This is a genomic window from Rhodococcus ruber (assembly GCF_016804345.1).
GTDB classification, from domain to species: Bacteria; Actinomycetota; Actinomycetes; order Mycobacteriales; family Mycobacteriaceae; genus Rhodococcus; species Rhodococcus ruber.
This window is the reverse complement of sequence record NZ_CP044211.1, coordinates 1,390,144-1,406,052: the sequence shown is the minus strand read 5'-3', so window position 1 is coordinate 1,406,052 and position 15,909 is coordinate 1,390,144. Positions and strand designations below refer to the sequence as shown.

At 70.3% G+C, this 15,909-nt stretch carries 17 protein-coding genes; 8 read left to right on the top strand and 9 right to left on the bottom strand.

The window, feature by feature from the left end; genetic code table 11:
- Positions 1-150: 150 nt before the first annotated feature.
- Positions 151-975 (top strand): hypothetical protein, encoded by an 825-nt coding sequence (locus F1734_RS06575; RefSeq protein WP_119699466.1) that lies wholly within the window; start codon positions 151-153, stop codon positions 973-975.
- A gap of 49 nt (positions 976-1,024) precedes the next feature.
- On the opposite strand, the gene F1734_RS06570 is transcribed toward F1734_RS06575, so the two are convergent.
- Positions 1,025-1,672: a TetR family transcriptional regulator gene (locus tag F1734_RS06570; RefSeq protein ID WP_010593910.1), complete on the bottom strand. Its 648-nt coding sequence runs from the start codon at positions 1,670-1,672 to the stop codon at positions 1,025-1,027.
- A gap of 161 nt (positions 1,673-1,833) precedes the next feature.
- Between F1734_RS06570 and F1734_RS06565 the strand changes: the two genes are divergently transcribed.
- Both F1734_RS06565 and F1734_RS06560 read left to right on the top strand, forming a co-directional pair.
- On the top strand, positions 1,834-2,685 hold the full coding sequence (locus F1734_RS06565; protein ID WP_010593909.1) for an LLM class F420-dependent oxidoreductase: 852 nt from the start codon (positions 1,834-1,836) through the stop codon (positions 2,683-2,685).
- A 28-nt stretch (positions 2,686-2,713) separates the two neighbouring features.
- Positions 2,714-4,180 (top strand): FAD-dependent oxidoreductase, encoded by a 1,467-nt coding sequence (locus tag F1734_RS06560; protein ID WP_010593908.1) that lies wholly within the window; start codon positions 2,714-2,716, stop codon positions 4,178-4,180.
- 105 nt (positions 4,181-4,285) lie between these two features.
- Here the strand turns inward: F1734_RS06560 and F1734_RS06555 are convergent, their stop codons facing one another.
- The 8 genes from F1734_RS06555 to F1734_RS06520 all read right to left on the bottom strand — a co-directional run bounded on the left by F1734_RS06555 (position 4,286) and on the right by F1734_RS06520 (position 11,521).
- The gene (locus tag F1734_RS06555; RefSeq protein WP_203011446.1) at positions 4,286-5,545 is read right to left on the bottom strand and encodes a hypothetical protein; all 1,260 of its coding nucleotides are present in this window, start codon (positions 5,543-5,545) and stop codon (positions 4,286-4,288) included.
- Positions 5,539-6,090 carry a Cif family virulence factor gene (locus F1734_RS06550; RefSeq protein WP_017680889.1) on the bottom strand — a complete coding sequence of 184 codons (552 nt, stop codon included), beginning with the start codon at positions 6,088-6,090 and terminating at the stop codon, positions 5,539-5,541. Before F1734_RS06550 ends, F1734_RS06555 begins: the two co-directional genes overlap by 7 nt.
- A gap of 17 nt (positions 6,091-6,107) precedes the next feature.
- Positions 6,108-6,302 (bottom strand): ferredoxin, encoded by a 195-nt coding sequence (locus F1734_RS06545; RefSeq protein ID WP_010593905.1) that lies wholly within the window; start codon positions 6,300-6,302, stop codon positions 6,108-6,110.
- An 11-nt stretch (positions 6,303-6,313) separates the two neighbouring features.
- Entirely contained in the window at positions 6,314-7,666 is a 1,353-nt protein-coding gene (locus F1734_RS06540; RefSeq protein ID WP_040274098.1) for a cytochrome P450, read from the bottom strand.
- Complete coding sequence (locus tag F1734_RS06535; RefSeq protein WP_010593902.1) at positions 7,663-8,463, bottom strand: SDR family oxidoreductase; 801 nt, start codon at positions 8,461-8,463, stop codon at positions 7,663-7,665. Before F1734_RS06535 ends, F1734_RS06540 begins: the two co-directional genes overlap by 4 nt.
- A complete protein-coding gene (locus F1734_RS06530; RefSeq protein WP_203011445.1) occupies positions 8,456-9,667 on the bottom strand; it encodes a cytochrome P450 in 1,212 nt (403 codons plus the stop codon). The genes F1734_RS06535 and F1734_RS06530 overlap by 8 nt, the downstream gene beginning before the upstream one ends.
- A 3-nt stretch (positions 9,668-9,670) precedes the next feature.
- Complete coding sequence (locus F1734_RS06525; protein WP_203011807.1) at positions 9,671-10,231, bottom strand: TetR/AcrR family transcriptional regulator; 561 nt, start codon at positions 10,229-10,231, stop codon at positions 9,671-9,673.
- Positions 10,232-10,297: 66 nt separating this feature from the next.
- Complete coding sequence (locus F1734_RS06520; protein WP_203011444.1) at positions 10,298-11,521, bottom strand: cytochrome P450; 1,224 nt, start codon at positions 11,519-11,521, stop codon at positions 10,298-10,300.
- A gap of 86 nt (positions 11,522-11,607) precedes the next feature.
- Here F1734_RS06520 and F1734_RS06515 point away from each other — a divergent pair, with 86 nt between their 5' ends.
- The 5 genes from F1734_RS06515 (at position 11,608) to F1734_RS06495 (ending at position 15,907) form a co-directional block, all read left to right on the top strand.
- A complete protein-coding gene (locus F1734_RS06515) occupies positions 11,608-12,201 on the top strand; it encodes a TetR/AcrR family transcriptional regulator (RefSeq protein WP_010593898.1) in 594 nt (197 codons plus the stop codon).
- A gap of 238 nt (positions 12,202-12,439) precedes the next feature.
- Positions 12,440-13,921, top strand: coding sequence for an aldehyde dehydrogenase (locus F1734_RS06510; RefSeq protein WP_010593897.1), 1,482 nt, complete (start codon positions 12,440-12,442; stop codon positions 13,919-13,921).
- Positions 13,922-13,926: 5 nt separating this feature from the next.
- Entirely contained in the window at positions 13,927-14,688 is a 762-nt protein-coding gene (locus tag F1734_RS06505; protein ID WP_010593896.1) for an SDR family oxidoreductase, read from the top strand.
- A complete protein-coding gene (locus tag F1734_RS06500) occupies positions 14,685-15,551 on the top strand; it encodes an NAD(P)-dependent oxidoreductase (RefSeq protein ID WP_203011443.1) in 867 nt (288 codons plus the stop codon). Before F1734_RS06505 ends, F1734_RS06500 begins: the two co-directional genes overlap by 4 nt.
- On the top strand, positions 15,548-15,907 hold the full coding sequence (locus tag F1734_RS06495; protein ID WP_010593893.1) for a carboxymuconolactone decarboxylase family protein: 360 nt from the start codon (positions 15,548-15,550) through the stop codon (positions 15,905-15,907). Before F1734_RS06500 ends, F1734_RS06495 begins: the two co-directional genes overlap by 4 nt.
- Positions 15,908-15,909: the final 2 nt, after the last annotated feature.

The window sequence follows — 15,909 nt, the reverse complement described above, 5'->3', positions numbered from 1 at the left end:
TGGCCGGTCTGTTCTCGCTGTGTTCTGCTTGATCCCACCAACACCACGAGTCACACAGGTAACACGTGACTCGCAGGTCTCCGCCCCGGAGCCGTCGCACGACTACGGGGCGGACGGTGTTCCGGTTCCGACCACGTACAGGAGCGAAGCATGACCACCAGGACCACCCCGCGCGGGCTGCGCCGGCTCACCGCCGCAGCCTCCCTCACCGTGGCCGCTGCCCTGGCGCTGCCCGCCGTCGCGGCCGCCGAACCCCCCGCGGACCCCGTCGTCGCTGCCGCGCCGGCACCCGATCCGCTCGTCGGCGCCCTCGAGACGCTCCGGGCCCAGCCGGGCGCCGATGCCCTCGCGGTCGCCGCCGCCGAGGCCATCGGCTCCGCGCGCGGGGGCGCCACCGACGTCGCCGAGGACTCGCCGCTCTCCGCCTACGAGGACGCCGTGGAGTTCCTGCGCGGCCTCGGCATCGAACCGTTCCTCTACCCCACCGGCGCGCCCTTCTGCACCGAGGGCGGCAGCCTGCCGCTCGGCATCGCCCCCGCCGTCGCCGGGGCTGCCCCCGGCCCGTGGCCGAACCTGAACATCCCGATGGTCGGGCCCGTCAACGCCGTCGATCCCGGGGAGACCCTGTTCGCCTTCGTGCCGATGGGCGTGGAGAAGGACGGCGCGAACACCACCGGGATGCAGGTCGCGTGGTTCAACGTCAACACCTTCCAGGGCGGGTTCGTGCCCATGGGCACCATCGCCGAGGCCGCGGCGCTCGCCGTCCCCGGGGGCGTGCCCGAGTTCGCCCGGCCGCTCGTCGCCACCGCGGTGCAGAACTTCTTCGCCGGTGCGGTCCCGCTCGGCGGAGTCCGCGCAGCACCGGTCGCCACCGGCTCGGGAACCGTCCTCGCCGCCGTGTTCGGCACGGTGCAGAACGGCGAGACGTCGTGCTTCTTCCTGCCGACCGTGGGCATCGTGGAGGTCCCGGCCTGATCGTCCGCGTCCGGGGTGTGTGTGCACGCCCCGGACGCGGACGATCGCGTCAGCCGATCGCCTGCAGCTTCTCCAGCCGGTCGAACACGAGCCGGACCACACTGTCCATGTGCGCCATCACCTGGTCCGCGGTGGCCCGGCCGGCCGCCCAGCTCACCAGGTTCGACATCCACACGTCGGCGATCACGTGCACCGCGTTGAGCAGTTGCTCGCTCACCACCTCGACGCCCGCCGCGCGGGCGTACATCCCGGTCATGATCGCTCCGAGCCGGTCGAGTTCGGCCGAGGACGACGCGTCCGCGAACATCGCTGCACGCACGAGCGCGTCGTAGAGGTTGTGGTCGCTCTCGAGCCGGCCGATGTAGCCGTGCAGCACCGACATGATCCGCTCGTGCGCCGAGTCACCGGGGATCTCGGTCTCGCCGAACCGGTTGCTCAGGTCTTCGAACAGCAGCACCATCGCCACCACCAGCAGGTGGTTCTTGGACGGGAAGTAGCGGTACACGGTGCCCAGGGCCACGCCCGAGCGCTCGGCGACGGCGCGCATCTGGACCGCGTCGTAGCCGCCTTCCGAGGCCAGCTCCTTCGCGGTCTCGATGATCCTCAGGTAGCGGGCGCGCTGGGCCGGCTTCAGGTCCGCGCCCAGAAACGACGCGGGCCGCACCTTCGATCGCGATGCTGCGCTCGCCTCCGCCATCGTCCTCACCTTTCGTACGTCTGTCCGCCAGCGTAGTGCGCTCCCCGTCCCGCGGCGCCCGGACCCGTGCGGATTGAATGGACAGCTGTCTGGAACGAGTTCCACCGCACACTAGAACGCGTTACAGTTGCCTGGACTCGACCAGTAGGGAGGCAGCGTCCGTGCGTCACGGCATCACCCTGTTCACCAGCGATCGCGGCATCCGGCCGGAGCGGGCCGCCCGGGCAGCCGAGGAACGCGGCTTCGACGCGTTCTACGTCCCCGAGCACACCCACATCCCCGTGCGCCGCGAATCCGCACATCCCGGCACCGGCAACGAGACGCTGCCCGACGACCGGTACCGCCGGACCCTGGATCCGTGGGTCGCGCTCGGGCTCGCCGCGGCCGTCACCTCGACCATCCGGCTCGGCACCTCGGTCGCCCTGCCCCTCGAGCACGACCCCATCACGCTGGCCAAGACCGTCGCGACCCTCGATCACCTCTCCGGCGGGCGGGTCGTCCTCGGCGCCGGATTCGGCTGGAACGCCGAGGAACTCGCCGACCACGGCGTACCGCCCGGAAAACGGCGCACCGCGCTGCGCGAGTACCTCGAGGCGATGCAGGCCCTGTGGAACGAGGACGAGGCGGCCTACGCCGGGCAGTTCGTCTCGTTCGGCCCGAGCTGGGCCTGGCCCAAACCGATCCAGCAGCCCCGCCCACCGGTGCTGATCGGCGCGGGCGGCACCGACCGCACCTTCGCGTGGATCGCCCGCTCCGCCGACGGCTGGATCACCACCCCGATCGAACGCGACATCGACGACCGCGTCGAACGGCTGCGGACCACCTGGACCGAAGCCGGCCGCGACGGCGCCCCGGAGATCGTGGTCCTCGCCGGCCGGCCCGACCCCGCCCGGCTCCAGCGGTGGCGCGACCTCGGCGTGACCGAAGTGATGTTCGGCCTGCCCGACCGCCCCGAGGACGAGATCCTCGCCTACCTCGACAAGCTCGCCGCCACGCTGGACTCGACCCGCTGACGGTCCACGACAGAGAAGGAACACCTCCATGACCACTGCCGCCTTCCGCCCACTGCGCGCCGCCGAGATCACCGCCTGGGACCACGAGGCCGACGTCGTCGTCGCCGGCTACGGCATCGCCGGGGTCTCGGCCGCCATCGAGGCCGCCCGCGCCGGCGCCGACGTGCTGATCCTCGAACGCACCGGCGGCTGGGGCGGTGCCGCGGCCCTGTCCGGCGGCATCGTCTACCTGGGCGGCGGCACACCGCTCCAGCGCGAACTCGGATTCGAGGACACCCCCGAGAACATGAAGACGTTCATGCTCGCCGCCCTCGGCCCCGGCGCCGACGAGGCCAAGATCGCGGACTACTGCGACGGCAGCGTCGAGCACTACCGGTGGCTCACCGAGAACGGAGTGGTGTTCAGATCGGCGTTCTGGGGCGAGCCCGGCTGGGAGATCCCCGGCGACGAGGGCCTGATGTACTCGGGCGGCGAGAACTCCGCACCCTTCAACGAGATCGCCACGCCCGCTCCGCGCGGCCACGTGCCGCAGATGAGCAACAAGCGCACCGGCGAGCAGGGCGGCGGGTACATGCTGATGAAGCCGCTGGCCGAGACGGCCGAATCCCTCGGGGTGACACCGGTGTTCGACATCCGGGTGCAGCGGTTGATCGTCGACGACGCGGATCGGGTCGTCGGGATCGCCGCGAAGAAGTTCGGCGACGAGGTCTTCGTGCGGGCACGTCGCGGCGTCGTGCTCACCACCGGTAGCTTCGCGTACAACGACGCCATGGTCACCGCGTTCGCCCCGCAGCTCATCGGCCGGCCGGCCGCCGCGATCGAGGAGCACGACGGCTGCTCCATCCGGATGGCTCAGGCCCTCGGCGCCGACCTCGCGCACATGGGCGCCACCGAGGTGGCGTTCTTCGCCGATCCGCAACTGATGGCACGCGGCATTCTCGTCAACGCCCGCGGCCAGCGGTACGTCCCCGAGGACACCTACCCCGGACGCGTCGGACAGCTCACCCTTCTGCGCAACGACAACCAGGCGTACCTCGTCATCGACGAGGCTTCCTACGAAGAAGGCTGTGCCACCACCAGTTCCACTCCGTACTTCCGGTTCCCGCCGAAATGGGCGGCGGAGACGGTCGCCGAACTCGAATCCGACATGGGCCTGCCGGAGGGCACTCTGCAGGCCACCGTCGAGGTGTACAACCGGCACGCCGCGGCCGGCACCGACCCCGTCCTCGGGAAGAAGCCCGAGTGGGTCAGACCGATCGGGACCCCCGTCGCAGCGCTCGACCTGCGCAACTGCACCGCGGGCTTCACCCTCGGCGGCCTGCACACCACCGTGAACTCGGAGGTCCTGCACGTCTCCGGCGAGCCGATCCCGGGCCTGTACGCCGCGGGCCGCTGCACCTCCGGTGTGTGCGCAGGCGGCTACGCGAGCGGCACGTCGCTCGGGGACAGCAGCTTCTTCGGCCGCCGCGCCGGCATCGCCGCCGCCGCGACCTGAACGTTCCCCCACCCCGTCGGTGTGGCCGAATGTCACATCGGTTCGATCGAATCGAACCGATGTGACATTCGGCCGGTACGGGCCGGACGGATGGGGGCGGGGCGTTCAGACGACGGTGAGCGGCAGGGGGATTCCCCGGTCGGCGAACGCGAAGGTCGCGCCGGTGCTGAAGCGGGTGATCGCGACCTCGCCGCACTCGCTCGCGGGTTCGGCCTCGCGGATCACCTCGACGGTGAGCGCGTGGGCGTCCTCGGACACCACGCGCGCGGTGAAGTGCGGGTCGACGCCGCGCACCAGCGCCTGCAACGGCCCGAGGTGGTCCCCGTCGATCAGGGTGGGCCACGATCCGTCCGCGTCGGCACCCCCGGACCGCCCGAGGCGCAGGTGCAGCCTGCCGGGCTCCCAACTGATCTCGCAATCGACGTACTGCCTCGGCGCGAACACAGGGTGGACCGAGAGCACCGTCGCCAGTCCTTCGACGTCGCGCGGCAGGCCGAGGGCGTCGCGTAGCCGCTCGGACGCCAGCCCCGCAATGCCGGTCAGCTGCTTGCGGGCGAGGGACAGCGCGGTGTCCTCGTCGGTGCGTTTGCGCACGCCGAGAAGGAAGCCCAGCGTGAGCAGATGCTGTTGCAGGCACACCTCCTCCGCGATCCGTACGAGGGCCGAGTGCGAGAAGTCCGCGAACCGCAGGTCGGCGAGCAAGGGGCCGGAGTAGTCGCCGCGTCCCTCGTCCGCCGGGTCGATCGGACCGAGTTCCACCGCGACGGCCGCGGTAAGGCCGATCGCCTCGGTGTGCGGGGCGGTCTCCGGCGGCACGTGCGACGGGTCGATCGTCACCGTCCACGCGCAGTGCGGGTGGCGGTCGGCCGGCCGGCGCGGGGGCCGGTGGATCGGCCGCACCTGCGCGTGCGGGTTGGTGGCGAGGGCGGTCGCGTCGAAGGTGGGGTCCTCGATGTCGTGGCACATGGCCGTCACATACGCCTCGCCCAGCGGCTCGACGTCCATGAGCGCGCCGCAGTGGTCGAGCCGGAACTCGCCGTGGTCGTGGTCGTCGACGCGGAACCGGAAGTCCATGAACTGTGGCGGCGCACCGATGTCGAGCTGCAGCCCCTTGAAGATCGTCTCGACGCCGTCGCCCTCGTACCGCAGGGCGCGCTGCATGCGCCGGGTGTACCACGGGCTCGACGCCTGCCACTCCTCGACGGCCACCTCGGCCATCCCCTGCCGTCCGAACGCCGAGATCAGGTGGGCCATCCCGGACCGGTCGACGAGCTGGCCGCACAGAAGCAGTTCGGGGACGAGGACGGCGAGGTCCGACCGGGTGAGCGCGGCGAACGAGTCGCGGACGTTCACCGGGCTCACCACAGCGGCACCGGTGCCTGTCCGGCCGGGTACCAGCCGGGCAGGCGTTTCGTCGACGTCGACCGTTCGATCCGCCTGTTCATGCCGTCGGACAGGGTGCCGGCCGTGATCATCTCCAGGAACAGGTGGGAGACGTTGCCGAAGTCGAAGAAGTCGCGCTGCCAGGACCACTGGAAGTCCCCGCCGTAGCGGAACCAGCTGCCGCCGAAGCCGTACACCTCGTAGTGTGATCCGTCGTCGCGGGTCGCGTCGGCGACCTGCTTCCAGAAGCCGATGACGTCGCCGGTCCGCTCGTCCACGACGAACCGCTGGTAGGGGTACTGCCATCCCTCGAGACCGGCCATCTCCTGGCCGAGGGCGAGTTCGCGGATCTCCGCCCTTCCGACGGCCATGAAGTCGTCCTTCGGGCCGTAGTTCCAACCGTAGGTCGCGTCCTCGGTGTACATCTCGGCCAAGGGCTTCCAGTCGCCGGCTGCCTCGGCCTTCATGTTCGCTCCGATCCAGCGTTCGATCATCTCGTCGAGTTCGGCTCGGTCGAACGGTGCCATGACGTGTCTCCTCGGGATCAGTCCTCGACGATGCGGAGGGCTCGGGTGGGGCAGTACCGGACGGCGGATTCGACGTCGCCGCGCAGGTTTTCGGGTATGTCGTCCATCAGGATCCGGACCGTGCCGTGCTTTGGAACGTCGAAGACGTCCGGTGCTTCCAGCGCGCACATCGCATGCCCCTGACACAGGTCGAGGTCTGCTTCCACTTTCACGGGGGGTGTCCTCACATCCGACGGCGGTAGCGCACCGCACACGGCTGCGCGAGCTGAACCACCATCTTGGAATGGTCGTTGCGGTAGGTTCCGGACGGCTGGGACATCTCGAATTCGTAGTCCCGCAGCAGGACCGAGAAGATCGCCTTGAGCTGCATGAGGGCGAACGCCGCGCCCACGCACCGGTGCCGGCCCGCCCCGAACGGAATCCAGGTCCAGCGATTGACGATGTCCTCCTGCCGCGGATCGATGTAGCGGCCCGGATCGAAGGAATCGGGCTCCGGGAAGTCCTCCGGGATGCGGTTGGAGATCGCCGGGGTGGCGCCGACGAGATCGCCCTCCCCGATCCGGTAACCCTCGACCTCGAACTCGCCGCGCGCGACGCGCAGCAGCAGGATCAGCGGCGGGTGCAGCCGCAGCGTCTCCTTCAGTACCGCCTCGAGCAGCGGGATCTGCCGCAGCGCATGGTAACTCACGCCCTCACCGTCGGCGTAGAGGACGTCGAGCTCGTCGGTGACCCCGCGCAGGTACTCCGGATTGCGCAGCAGCTCGATCAGCGCCCAGGCCGCCGTTCCCGACGTGGTGTGGTGGCCGGCGAACATCATCGAGATGAAGATGCCGGTGATCTCGTCCGCGCTGAACCGCTTGGCGCCGTCCTCGTCCTCGATCGAGACGAGGACGTCGAGCATGTCGCGGTCCTCCCTGCCTCGGGGCGGGTTCGCGATGCGATCGACCATGATCTCCTCGACGAGGGCGACCAGCCCGCGACGAGCCTCGTCGCGGCGACGGAAGCTCTCGATGGGCGCGTAGGGGTCGACGAAGGCGAGCGCGTCGGTGCCCTTTTCCAGGTCGTGGTACAGGCGCGCGAACCGGCTGTCGAGCTGGCCGCGGAACTTCTTGCCGATCAGGCAGGCCGAGGACGTGTAGATCGTCAGCTCCGCGAAGAACTCCAGCAGGTCGATCTCGCCCTCGTCGCCCCAGCCCGCGACGATGTCCCGGACCTCGCGCTCGATCGTGGCCGCGTGACCCTTCATCTGCTCGCCGCGCAACGCCGAGTTGTGCAGCATCTCCTTGCGGCGCTCGGGGCTGGCGTCGAAGACCACACCCTCCCCGAAGACCGGCTTCATGAACGGGTACGCGGCCTGCTGGTCGAGGTCCTCGTCGGCGGAGCGGAAGAAGAACTCGTTGGCCCGCGCGCCGGAGAGCAGCACGACGTTGCGGTCGGCGAGCTGGAAGACCCCCACGTCGCCGCACTCGTCGCGGACGCGCTGCATCAGTCCGATGGGGTCGGTGCGCAGCTCCTCGAGGTGGCCGTGTTCGTGCTCGCCCCCCGAGACACGCGTGGGAGTGACGATCGTGGTCATTCAGGGTCCTTTCCCCGAGAGTCCTTCAGCAGCGGCGCTTCCGGTTGCACTTCGGTCAGTACCAGGTGGGTTCCGCGCGGGGCCGACACGACGGCGACGACGGCGTTCGCGATCTCGGAGGCGCGGAGGAAGTAGGAGTGCCGGGCGAAGCCCCATCTGGTCCAGTCGGCGAGCAGCGGCTCGATGACCTCCGCGGGGGCGTCGAGCCCCATCCCGGTCTGTGTCGGGCCGGGACGCACCACCGACGCGCGAACCCCCGTGCCCTCGAGTTCCATCCGCATCTGGCGCACGAGCGCCTCGAGACCGGTCTTGGCGGCGACGTAGGCGCCCATGCGGGGCCGCGCGACGTCGGCGCAGTCCGAACCGATGACGACGAAGTCGCCGCGGCGCCGTTCGATCATCCCGGGGAGCACGCGATGGGCGAGACGCTGCGTGCCGACGAGGTGGACGTTCACCTGGAACTCGAACCGGTCCGGATCCATCTCGTGCACGAGCCGGAAATCCATGTCGCCGGCGCCGGACAGGACGATCTCGGTGGGGCCCAGGGCGTTCTCGGCGGCGGTGACGAACTCGTCGACCGAGTCGGTGGACGACACGTCGAGGAAGTGCGCGACGGCCTCGCCGCCTTCGCCGCGGATCTTCTCCGCGAGGGCCTCGCACTGTTCGACGCGCCGGGCGCCGAGGGCGACCGGGTGACCGAGGGCGGCGAGTGCGAACGCGGTGGCCGTACCGATGCCGGAGGAGGCGCCGCCGACGATCGCGGGCCGGCGCGGCGGATTGGGCTCGAATCTAGGCATGGCGCCGGGTCACCTCTACGGGCAGGGCCGCGAGGCCTCGGACATTGGTCGAGTGCACGCGCTCGCAACGGTCGAAGTCGACGTCGTAGTCGGCGACGCGCGCGGCGAACTGTTCGAGCGCGATGTTCGCCTCGAGGCGCGCGAGGTGGGCACCGAGGCAGAAGTGCACGCCGCCACCGAAGCTGGCGATCCTGGACGCGCTGTCGCGGCCGATGCGGAAGGTGTCGGGATCGGCGAACACCTCGGCGTCGCGGTTTGCCGAACCGATGAGCAGCAGTACCTTGTCGCCCGCGCGGATGGTGCCGTCGTGCCGTTCGATGTCGGTGGCGGCGGTGCGCGCGACGATCTGGCTGGAGGTGTCGTAGCGCAGTGTCTCCTCCACCCAACCGGAGACGGCGTCCGGGTTGCCGAGGACGCCGGCCAGCTCGGTCTTGTTCTTCGCACCCCAGTACAGCGCGTTGCCGAGAAGTTTGGTGGTGGTCTCGTTGCCCGCGACGACCATCAGGAACATGAAGCCGATGATCTCGTCGTCGTCGAGGCGGTCTCCGTCGACCTCGGCGTCGAGCAGGGCCGAGGTGAGGTCCTCGGTCCGGTGTGTGCGGCGCTGCGCCAGCATGTCCGCGTAGTAGCCGACGAGGTTCAGCGACGCCTCCATCGCCGCGACGGGCACGTCCAGCACGCCCTGCTCCCGGTGGACCACGAGATCCGCCAGCCGGCGCAGTTCGGCGCGGTCGGCCTCGGGCACACCCAGCAGTTCGGAGACGACGTCCATCGGGAGCTTGCCCGCGAACTCCGCGATCCAGTCGAATTCGCCCGTGTCCAAGGCGGTGTCGAGGTATCGGAGGGTCAGCTCGAGGATGCGGCCGCGCAGGTCGGCGACCCGGCGCGGGGTGAAGCCCTTCGAGACGAGCCGGCGCATGCGCATGTGGTGGGGGTCGTCCATCGCGAGAAACGACATGACCTTGTGGGCGTGGGGTCCGTAGGCCGACGGGTCGAGGGAGACCCCGTTGGCGCTGGAGAGCCTGGTGTGGTCGCGGAAGCCCGCGACGACGTCGGCGTGCCGGGACAGGGCCCAGAAGCCGAGGTCGTCGTTGCGATAGAGCGGCGCCTCCTCGCGCAGACGCCGGTAGACCGGGTACGGATCCTCGTGGAAGCCGTAGTCGTAGGGATCGAACAGGAGCGGTTCGAGCGAAGCCTGGGTCATGCGCTACTCCAATAGAAGTGCGGCGGAGGTCTCCAGCCGATCGGCGATCTTCTCGTAGGTCTCGTATCCCATGCCCGCGCGGACGAGGGCGCCGGCGTAGAGCATTTCCAGCGCCTCGATCTCGTCGGGATCGGCGTCGGGGCCGAGCGCGGTGGCGAGCCGCGCCCGGATGTCGAGGCCGATGCGGGCGCGCAGGTGTTCGACGTCGGGGTCGCGGCCGAGCAGTGCGCTGGTGACCGCGCCGGCGAGTTCGGGCTCGTCGGCCATCATCAGCGCGACGTTGCGCAACACCGCGACCACCCGGGCGACGCGGTCGGTCGTGGCCGCCTCGGGTTCGGGCGAGGCGGCGAGCCGGCGCCAGAACACTTCGGCGACAAGGTGTTCCTTGGACGAGAAGTAGGTGTAGGCGGTCGCCGGTGCGACACCGGCCCGGGCGGCGACGTTGCGTACGGTCAGTCCTGCGAACCCCTCTTCCCGCAGGACCTCCACGGCAGCGCGCGTCAGGCGATCCACGGTGTCGGCCTGCCTCTCGGTGAGACGGCGGCGGGTGGATTCGAGATTCACATTTCTGGACACGTGTCTGGACATTACTACGGTCGACTGCCCGGGGCAACGATCTCCGTACACCGGTCACCCCTTCGGGTACACGCGTACGGGCATGGATTTGATGCCGTTGACGAAGTTCGAGCGCAACCGCCGGACCGGGCCCGCGGGCTCGACGCGCTCGATCCGGCGTGCGAGCGTCTCGAACAGGATCCGCAACTCCAGCCGCGCCAGGTGCGCACCCAGGCAGAAGTGCACCCCGGTGCCGCCGAACGCCACATGCGGATTGTGGGTGCGCCCGATGTCGAAGACGTGCGGATCCTCGAAAACGTCCTCGTCCCGGTTCGCGCTCGGGTAGTAGACCACCACCTTGTCCCCCGCCTCGACGGGCTGGCCCCCTATCGTCGCCGGGCACGTCGGCGTGCGGCGGAACCCGATCACCGGGGTGACCCACCGGAGGATCTCCTCGACCGCACCGGCGGCGAGTTCCGGCTCGGCCTGCAGGCGGCGCCACTGCTCCGGATGGTCGACGAAGGCCTGCATGCCGCCGGCGGCGGCGTTGCGCGTCGTCTCGTTCCCGGCCACCACCAGCAGCACGAAGAACATGTCGAACTCCATCTCGGTCAGCGTGTCACCGTTCTCGTCCGGCCGGACGAGCCGGGAGACGATGTCGTCGCGCGGCTCCGCCCTGCGCGCCGCGGCGATCTCGTTGGCGTACAGGAAGATCTCCGCGGCGGCGAGTTCTCCGTCGGCCCGGGTGTTGCCGAATTCCGGGTCGTCGAACCCGATCATCCGGTCGGACCAGTCGCAGAGCCTGTCGACGTCCTCCCCGGGTGCGCCGAGCAGGGCGGCGATCACCTCGAGCGGAAGCGGAGCGGCGGCCACCGGTACGAAGTCGACGACCGCGCCGTCGCGGCCCCGCTCGACGAGATCGTCGACGACGCGGTTGCAGATGTCGCGGATGTGTCCCTCGAGCGTCCGGACCGCCCGGGGAGTGAATCCGCGGCTGACGAGCTGGCGCAACCGGGTGTGCTCGGGCGGATCGAGGTTGACGAGCATCGCCGCCTGTTTGCGGCGGGTCTCCTCGTCGAACTCGTCGATCTGCGTCGTGCCGAGCGCCGACGAGAACGTGGTGCTGTCGCGCGAGACCGCGGTGACGTCCGCATGCCGCGTCACCGCCCAGTAGCCGGGTCCGTCCTCCTCGTCCTGCCGGTAGACCGGGCAATTGCGCCGCAGCTCGGCGAAGACGTCGTGAGGGACGCCCTCGGTGTAGAGGTCGGGGTTCTTCAGGTCGATACGGGATGCCGTCACGGGACCACCTCGCACGTGTCTACGAATGACCGTCGTTTACAAGCTACACACATTCGTTTGAAATGGAAGATCCGTAGGATGGCTGCATGGGGACCGGAGAGCACAGGCCGATACGCCGTCGGAATCTCAGCCGCGAGAAGGTGATCGACGCGGCCTCGGCGGTGGTGGACGAGTCCGGCTGGGAGCAGCTGACGATGAGCACCCTCGCCGGCCGTCTCGGCATCGTCACCGCCTCGCTCTACAACCACGTCCGCGGACTCGACGACGTCCGCGGTGAGATCCAGGTGCGGACGATGACCGAGCTCGGCGCCCGGCTCCGCGAGGTGGCAATGGGCCGCAGCGGGCCCGAAGGCCTGCGCGCTCTCATCGATGCGCACCGGGCGTGGGCCGCCGAGCATCCGCACCGCTACCAGGCGCTGACGGTGGCGCCGGGCGACCGCAGCGCCCTGCTCGCGGCGGCCCTCGACGCGAATTCGGCCCTCCGCTCGATGCTCGCCTCGTGCGGGGTGCCGGAGGAGGACACGCTCGAGGCCGCGGTGAGCCTGTTCACCGCGATGCACGGGTTCGCCGTGATCGTGCGCAGCGGCTTCCTCGGCGACGAGCTCGACCTCGACCGCATCTACGAGAACGTGGTCGCGGGCGCCCTGGCCGCCGCTCGCGCGGCCTCCGCGCGATCCTGAGTCCGTCCCACGCCGTCGCCGGAGGAGAAACTGCCGGCCGTCCCGAGTGCCCGTGCCGGCGCGTCCCTGCCGCCGCGCGGACCGGTCCGGCGGCATTGCGCCACCCCCCTGGCCGAACTATAGTCCAGACAGCTGTCCAGAAAATGAGGGGCCTCACATCGTGCCGCCCGGCACTCGACGCCCCGCCGGACCCGTTCCGATACCGCCCGCCACGCCGCCCCGACGAACGGAAGCACCGATGTCCCTGATTCCGACCGGCAGCTCGGCACTGCTCATCGACGGCAAACTCGTTCCCGGTTCGGGAGGCACGTTCGAGGTCGTGAACCCGGCGACGGAGGAAGTCCTCGGCACCGCCGCCGACGGCACCGCCGCCGACGCGGACGCCGCGATCGAGGCGGCCCGTCGCGCCTTCGACACCACCGGCTGGTCCCGCAACCATTCCTTCCGGGCCCGCTGCCTGCGTCAGCTCCGCGATGCGCTGCGCGGTCACCTCGAGGAACTGCGGGCGATCACCATCGCCGAGGCCGGCGCCCCCCGATTCCTCACCACCGGAGCCCATCTCGAGGGCCCCGTCGGCGACCTCGGGTACTTCGCCGATCTGGCCGAGAACTACGCGTGGCGCCAGGATCTCGGCAACGCCGCGCCGATGGGCATCCCCACCCACCGCTACGTGCTCCGCGAGGCGGTCGGTGTCGTCGGGGCGATCACCCCGTGGAACTTCCCGCACCAGATCAACTTCGCCAAGCTGGGCCCCGCGCTCGCCGCCGGCAATGCGATGGTGCTCAAGCCCGCGCCCGACACGCCGTGGTGCGCCGCGGTCGTGGGCCGGATCCTCGCCGAGGAGACCGACATCCCGCCGGGCGTGGTGAACATCGTGACCTCGAGCGACCATGCCCTCGGCGCCCTGCTCGCGACCGACCCGCGGGTGGATCTCGTGTCGTTCACCGGATCCACCCCCACCGGACGGTCGGTGATGCGCGCCGCCTCGGACACCGTGAAGAAGGTGTTCCTCGAACTCGGCGGCAAGTCGGCGTTCATCGTGCTCGACGACGCCGATCTCGGCGCCGCCTGCTCGATGGCCGCCTTCACCGTGTGCACCCACGCCGGGCAGGGGTGCGCCATCACGACCCGCCTGCTCGTCCCCCGCGGCCGCTACGAGGAGGCGGTCCGCGTCACCGCCGACGCGCTGCGCGGCATCCGGCCCGGCGACCCGGACGACCCCGGCACGGTATGCGGTCCGCTGATCTCCGAGCGCCAGCGCGCCCGGGTCGAGGGCTATCTGCGGCTCGCCGTCGAGGAGGGCGGGACGATCGTCGTCGGCGGTGGCCGCCCCGCCGAGCACGAGCGCGGCTTCTTCGTCGAACCGACACTGATCGCCGGGGTCGGCAACGACGCGCGGGTCGCCCGGGAGGAGATCTTCGGGCCGGTCCTCGTGATCCTCCCCTACGACGGCGACGACGAGGCGATCCGCATCGCGAACGACTCCCCCTACGGCCTGTCCGGAGCCGTCTGGGGGACCGACGAGGACCGGATCCGCCGGGTCGTCGAGGGGGTCCGCACCGGCACCCTGAGCGTCAACGGCGGGATCTGGTACGCCGCCGACGCTCCCTTCGGTGGCTACAAGCAGTCCGGGATCGGCCGCGAGATGGGTGTGGCCGGCTTCGAGGAGTACCTGGAGACCAAACTCGTCGCCGAACCCGCGGCGAAGCAGAGAGGCTGACGAACATGATCCGCAGCACAACGCGTTTCGCCGACCGTACCGCCATCGTCACCGGGTCGGCCCAGGGCATCGGCGAGGCGTACGCCAAGGCCCTTGCCGCCGAGGGCGCCTCGGTCGTCGTGGCGGACATCGACACCGAGCGCGGCGGGCACGTGGCCGAGCAGATCGTCGCCGACGGCGGGACCGCCGTCTTCAAGACCGTCGACGTGTCCGATCCCGGTTCGGCCGGCGAACTCGCGGCATTCACGGTCGAGACGTTCGGCGGCATCGACCACGTCGTCAACAACGCCGCGATCTACGGTGGCATGAAACTCGATCTGCTGCTGACGGTTCCGTGGGACTACTACAGGAAATTCATGAGCGTGAACATGGACGGCGCGCTGAACGTCACCCGCGCGGTGTGGCCGCACATGACGGCGAACGGCGGCTCGCTCGTCAACCAGTCGTCGACCGCCGCATGGGTGTACTCCGGCTTCTACGGCCTGGCCAAGGTCGGCGTCAACGGACTCACCCAGCAGCTGGCCACCGAACTCGGCGGCTCGAACATCCGCATCAACGCGATCGCCCCGGGCCCGATCGACACCGAGGCCACCCGCACCGTCACACCGGGAAACATGGTGGCGGACATGGTTTCCAGACTGCCACTGAAACGGATGGGCACCCCCGGGGATCTGGTGGGCATGTGCCTGTTCCTGCTCTCCGACGAGGCGGACTGGATCACCGGGCAGATCTTCAACGTCGACGGCGGCCAGGTGATCCGCTCGTGACCCGGCTCGGCTGCATCGGCCTCGGCAACATGGGGGCCCCGATGGCGAAGCGACTGCTGGACCGGCCGGGTGGGCTCACCGTGCTCGACACCCGGCCCGAGGCCGTCGCGCCGTTCACCGCGGCCGGCGCGCGAGCCGCCGACGACCCCGCAGACCTCGCGCGCGAATGCGACGTCGTCTGCGTCACCGTCGTCGACGATGCCCAGGTCCGCACAGTCGTCGCGGGACTGCTCGGCGGCGCGCGGCCCGGCACGGTCATCGCGGTCCACTCGACCGTCGCCGACACCACCGCCGTGGAACTCGCCGCCGCATGCGCCGAGCGCGGGCTCGAGCTCGTCGACGCTCCCGTCAGCGGCGGGGCCCCCGGCGCCGAGCAGGGCCGGCTCGCGGTGATGGTCGGCGCCTCCGACGCGGCGTTCGACATGGTGCGCGAACCGTTCTCGTGGTTCTCCGACCTCGTCGTGCACGCCGGTCCGGTCGGCGCGGGCACCCGGATGAAGCTGGCCCGGAATCTGCTGCACTTCGTGTCGTTCACCGCTGCCGCGGAGGCGCAGCGGCTCGCCGAGGCGGCCGGGCTGGACATCACCGCGCTCGGGAAGGTGGTCCGCCACACCGACGCGATCAGCGGGGGCGTCGGGGCGATCATGCTCCGGGACACCACCGCACCGATCCCACCGGACGACTTCTGGTTCCCGATCCTCGACCACGTGCGTGCGCTGGGCGAGAAGGACCTGTCGCTGGCCCTCGGTCTCGGCGCTCGGCTCGGCGTCGACCTGCCCCTCGCGGCGCGCGCGCTCGGCGACCTCGGTCCGGGTCTCGGGGTGGGCCGGGGAGAGAACGCACGACAGGAGGAGCCCGCATGACCGACGACCGCCGCCGCCGCGGCCTGGACATGATGTCGCAGGTGTACGGCTGGGAGATGCAGGACGGGCCCGGCGACCATTTCGCCGTCACCGCAGACCACCTCTTCGCCGACATCTGGTCCCGGCCCGGGCTGAGCATCCGCGACCGGCGGCTGCTGTTGCTCGGCGCGCTCACCGCACAGGGGCTGATCGACGTGGCCGAGATCCAGGTCGGGGCCGCACTCCACAACGAGGAACTCGACGAACCGCAACTGAAGGAGATCGCCCTGTTCCTGTGCCACTATGTCGGATGGCCGCTCGGCACCGAACTCGACTCGATGATCGGCGGCGTGCTCGCCCGGCGCCGCAAGACGTGAGC

What these genes read in the sequence shown, in the direction of transcription:
- F1734_RS06550 (WP_017680889.1), bottom strand. Translation starts at nt 6,090, where the DNA reads ATGGCACCGTTCGACCGAGCCGAACTCGACGAGATGATCGAACGCTGG.
- F1734_RS06505 (WP_010593896.1), top strand. Translation starts at nt 13,927, where the DNA reads ATGATCCGCAGCACAACGCGTTTCGCCGACCGTACCGCCATCGTCACC.
- F1734_RS06495 (WP_010593893.1), top strand. Translation starts at nt 15,548, where the DNA reads ATGACCGACGACCGCCGCCGCCGCGGCCTGGACATGATGTCGCAGGTG.
- F1734_RS06570 (WP_010593910.1), bottom strand. Translation starts at nt 1,672, where the DNA reads ATGGCGGAGGCGAGCGCAGCATCGCGATCGAAGGTGCGGCCCGCGTCG.
- F1734_RS06530 (WP_203011445.1), bottom strand. Translation starts at nt 9,667, where the DNA reads ATGACCCAGGCTTCGCTCGAACCGCTCCTGTTCGATCCCTACGACTAC.
- F1734_RS06540 (WP_040274098.1), bottom strand. Translation starts at nt 7,666, where the DNA reads ATGACCACGATCGTCACTCCCACGCGTGTCTCGGGGGGCGAGCACGAA.
- F1734_RS06575 (WP_119699466.1), top strand. Translation starts at nt 151, where the DNA reads ATGACCACCAGGACCACCCCGCGCGGGCTGCGCCGGCTCACCGCCGCA.
- F1734_RS06515 (WP_010593898.1), top strand. Translation starts at nt 11,608, where the DNA reads ATGGGGACCGGAGAGCACAGGCCGATACGCCGTCGGAATCTCAGCCGC.
- F1734_RS06535 (WP_010593902.1), bottom strand. Translation starts at nt 8,463, where the DNA reads ATGCCTAGATTCGAGCCCAATCCGCCGCGCCGGCCCGCGATCGTCGGC.
- F1734_RS06560 (WP_010593908.1), top strand. Translation starts at nt 2,714, where the DNA reads ATGACCACTGCCGCCTTCCGCCCACTGCGCGCCGCCGAGATCACCGCC.
- F1734_RS06510 (WP_010593897.1), top strand. Translation starts at nt 12,440, where the DNA reads ATGTCCCTGATTCCGACCGGCAGCTCGGCACTGCTCATCGACGGCAAA.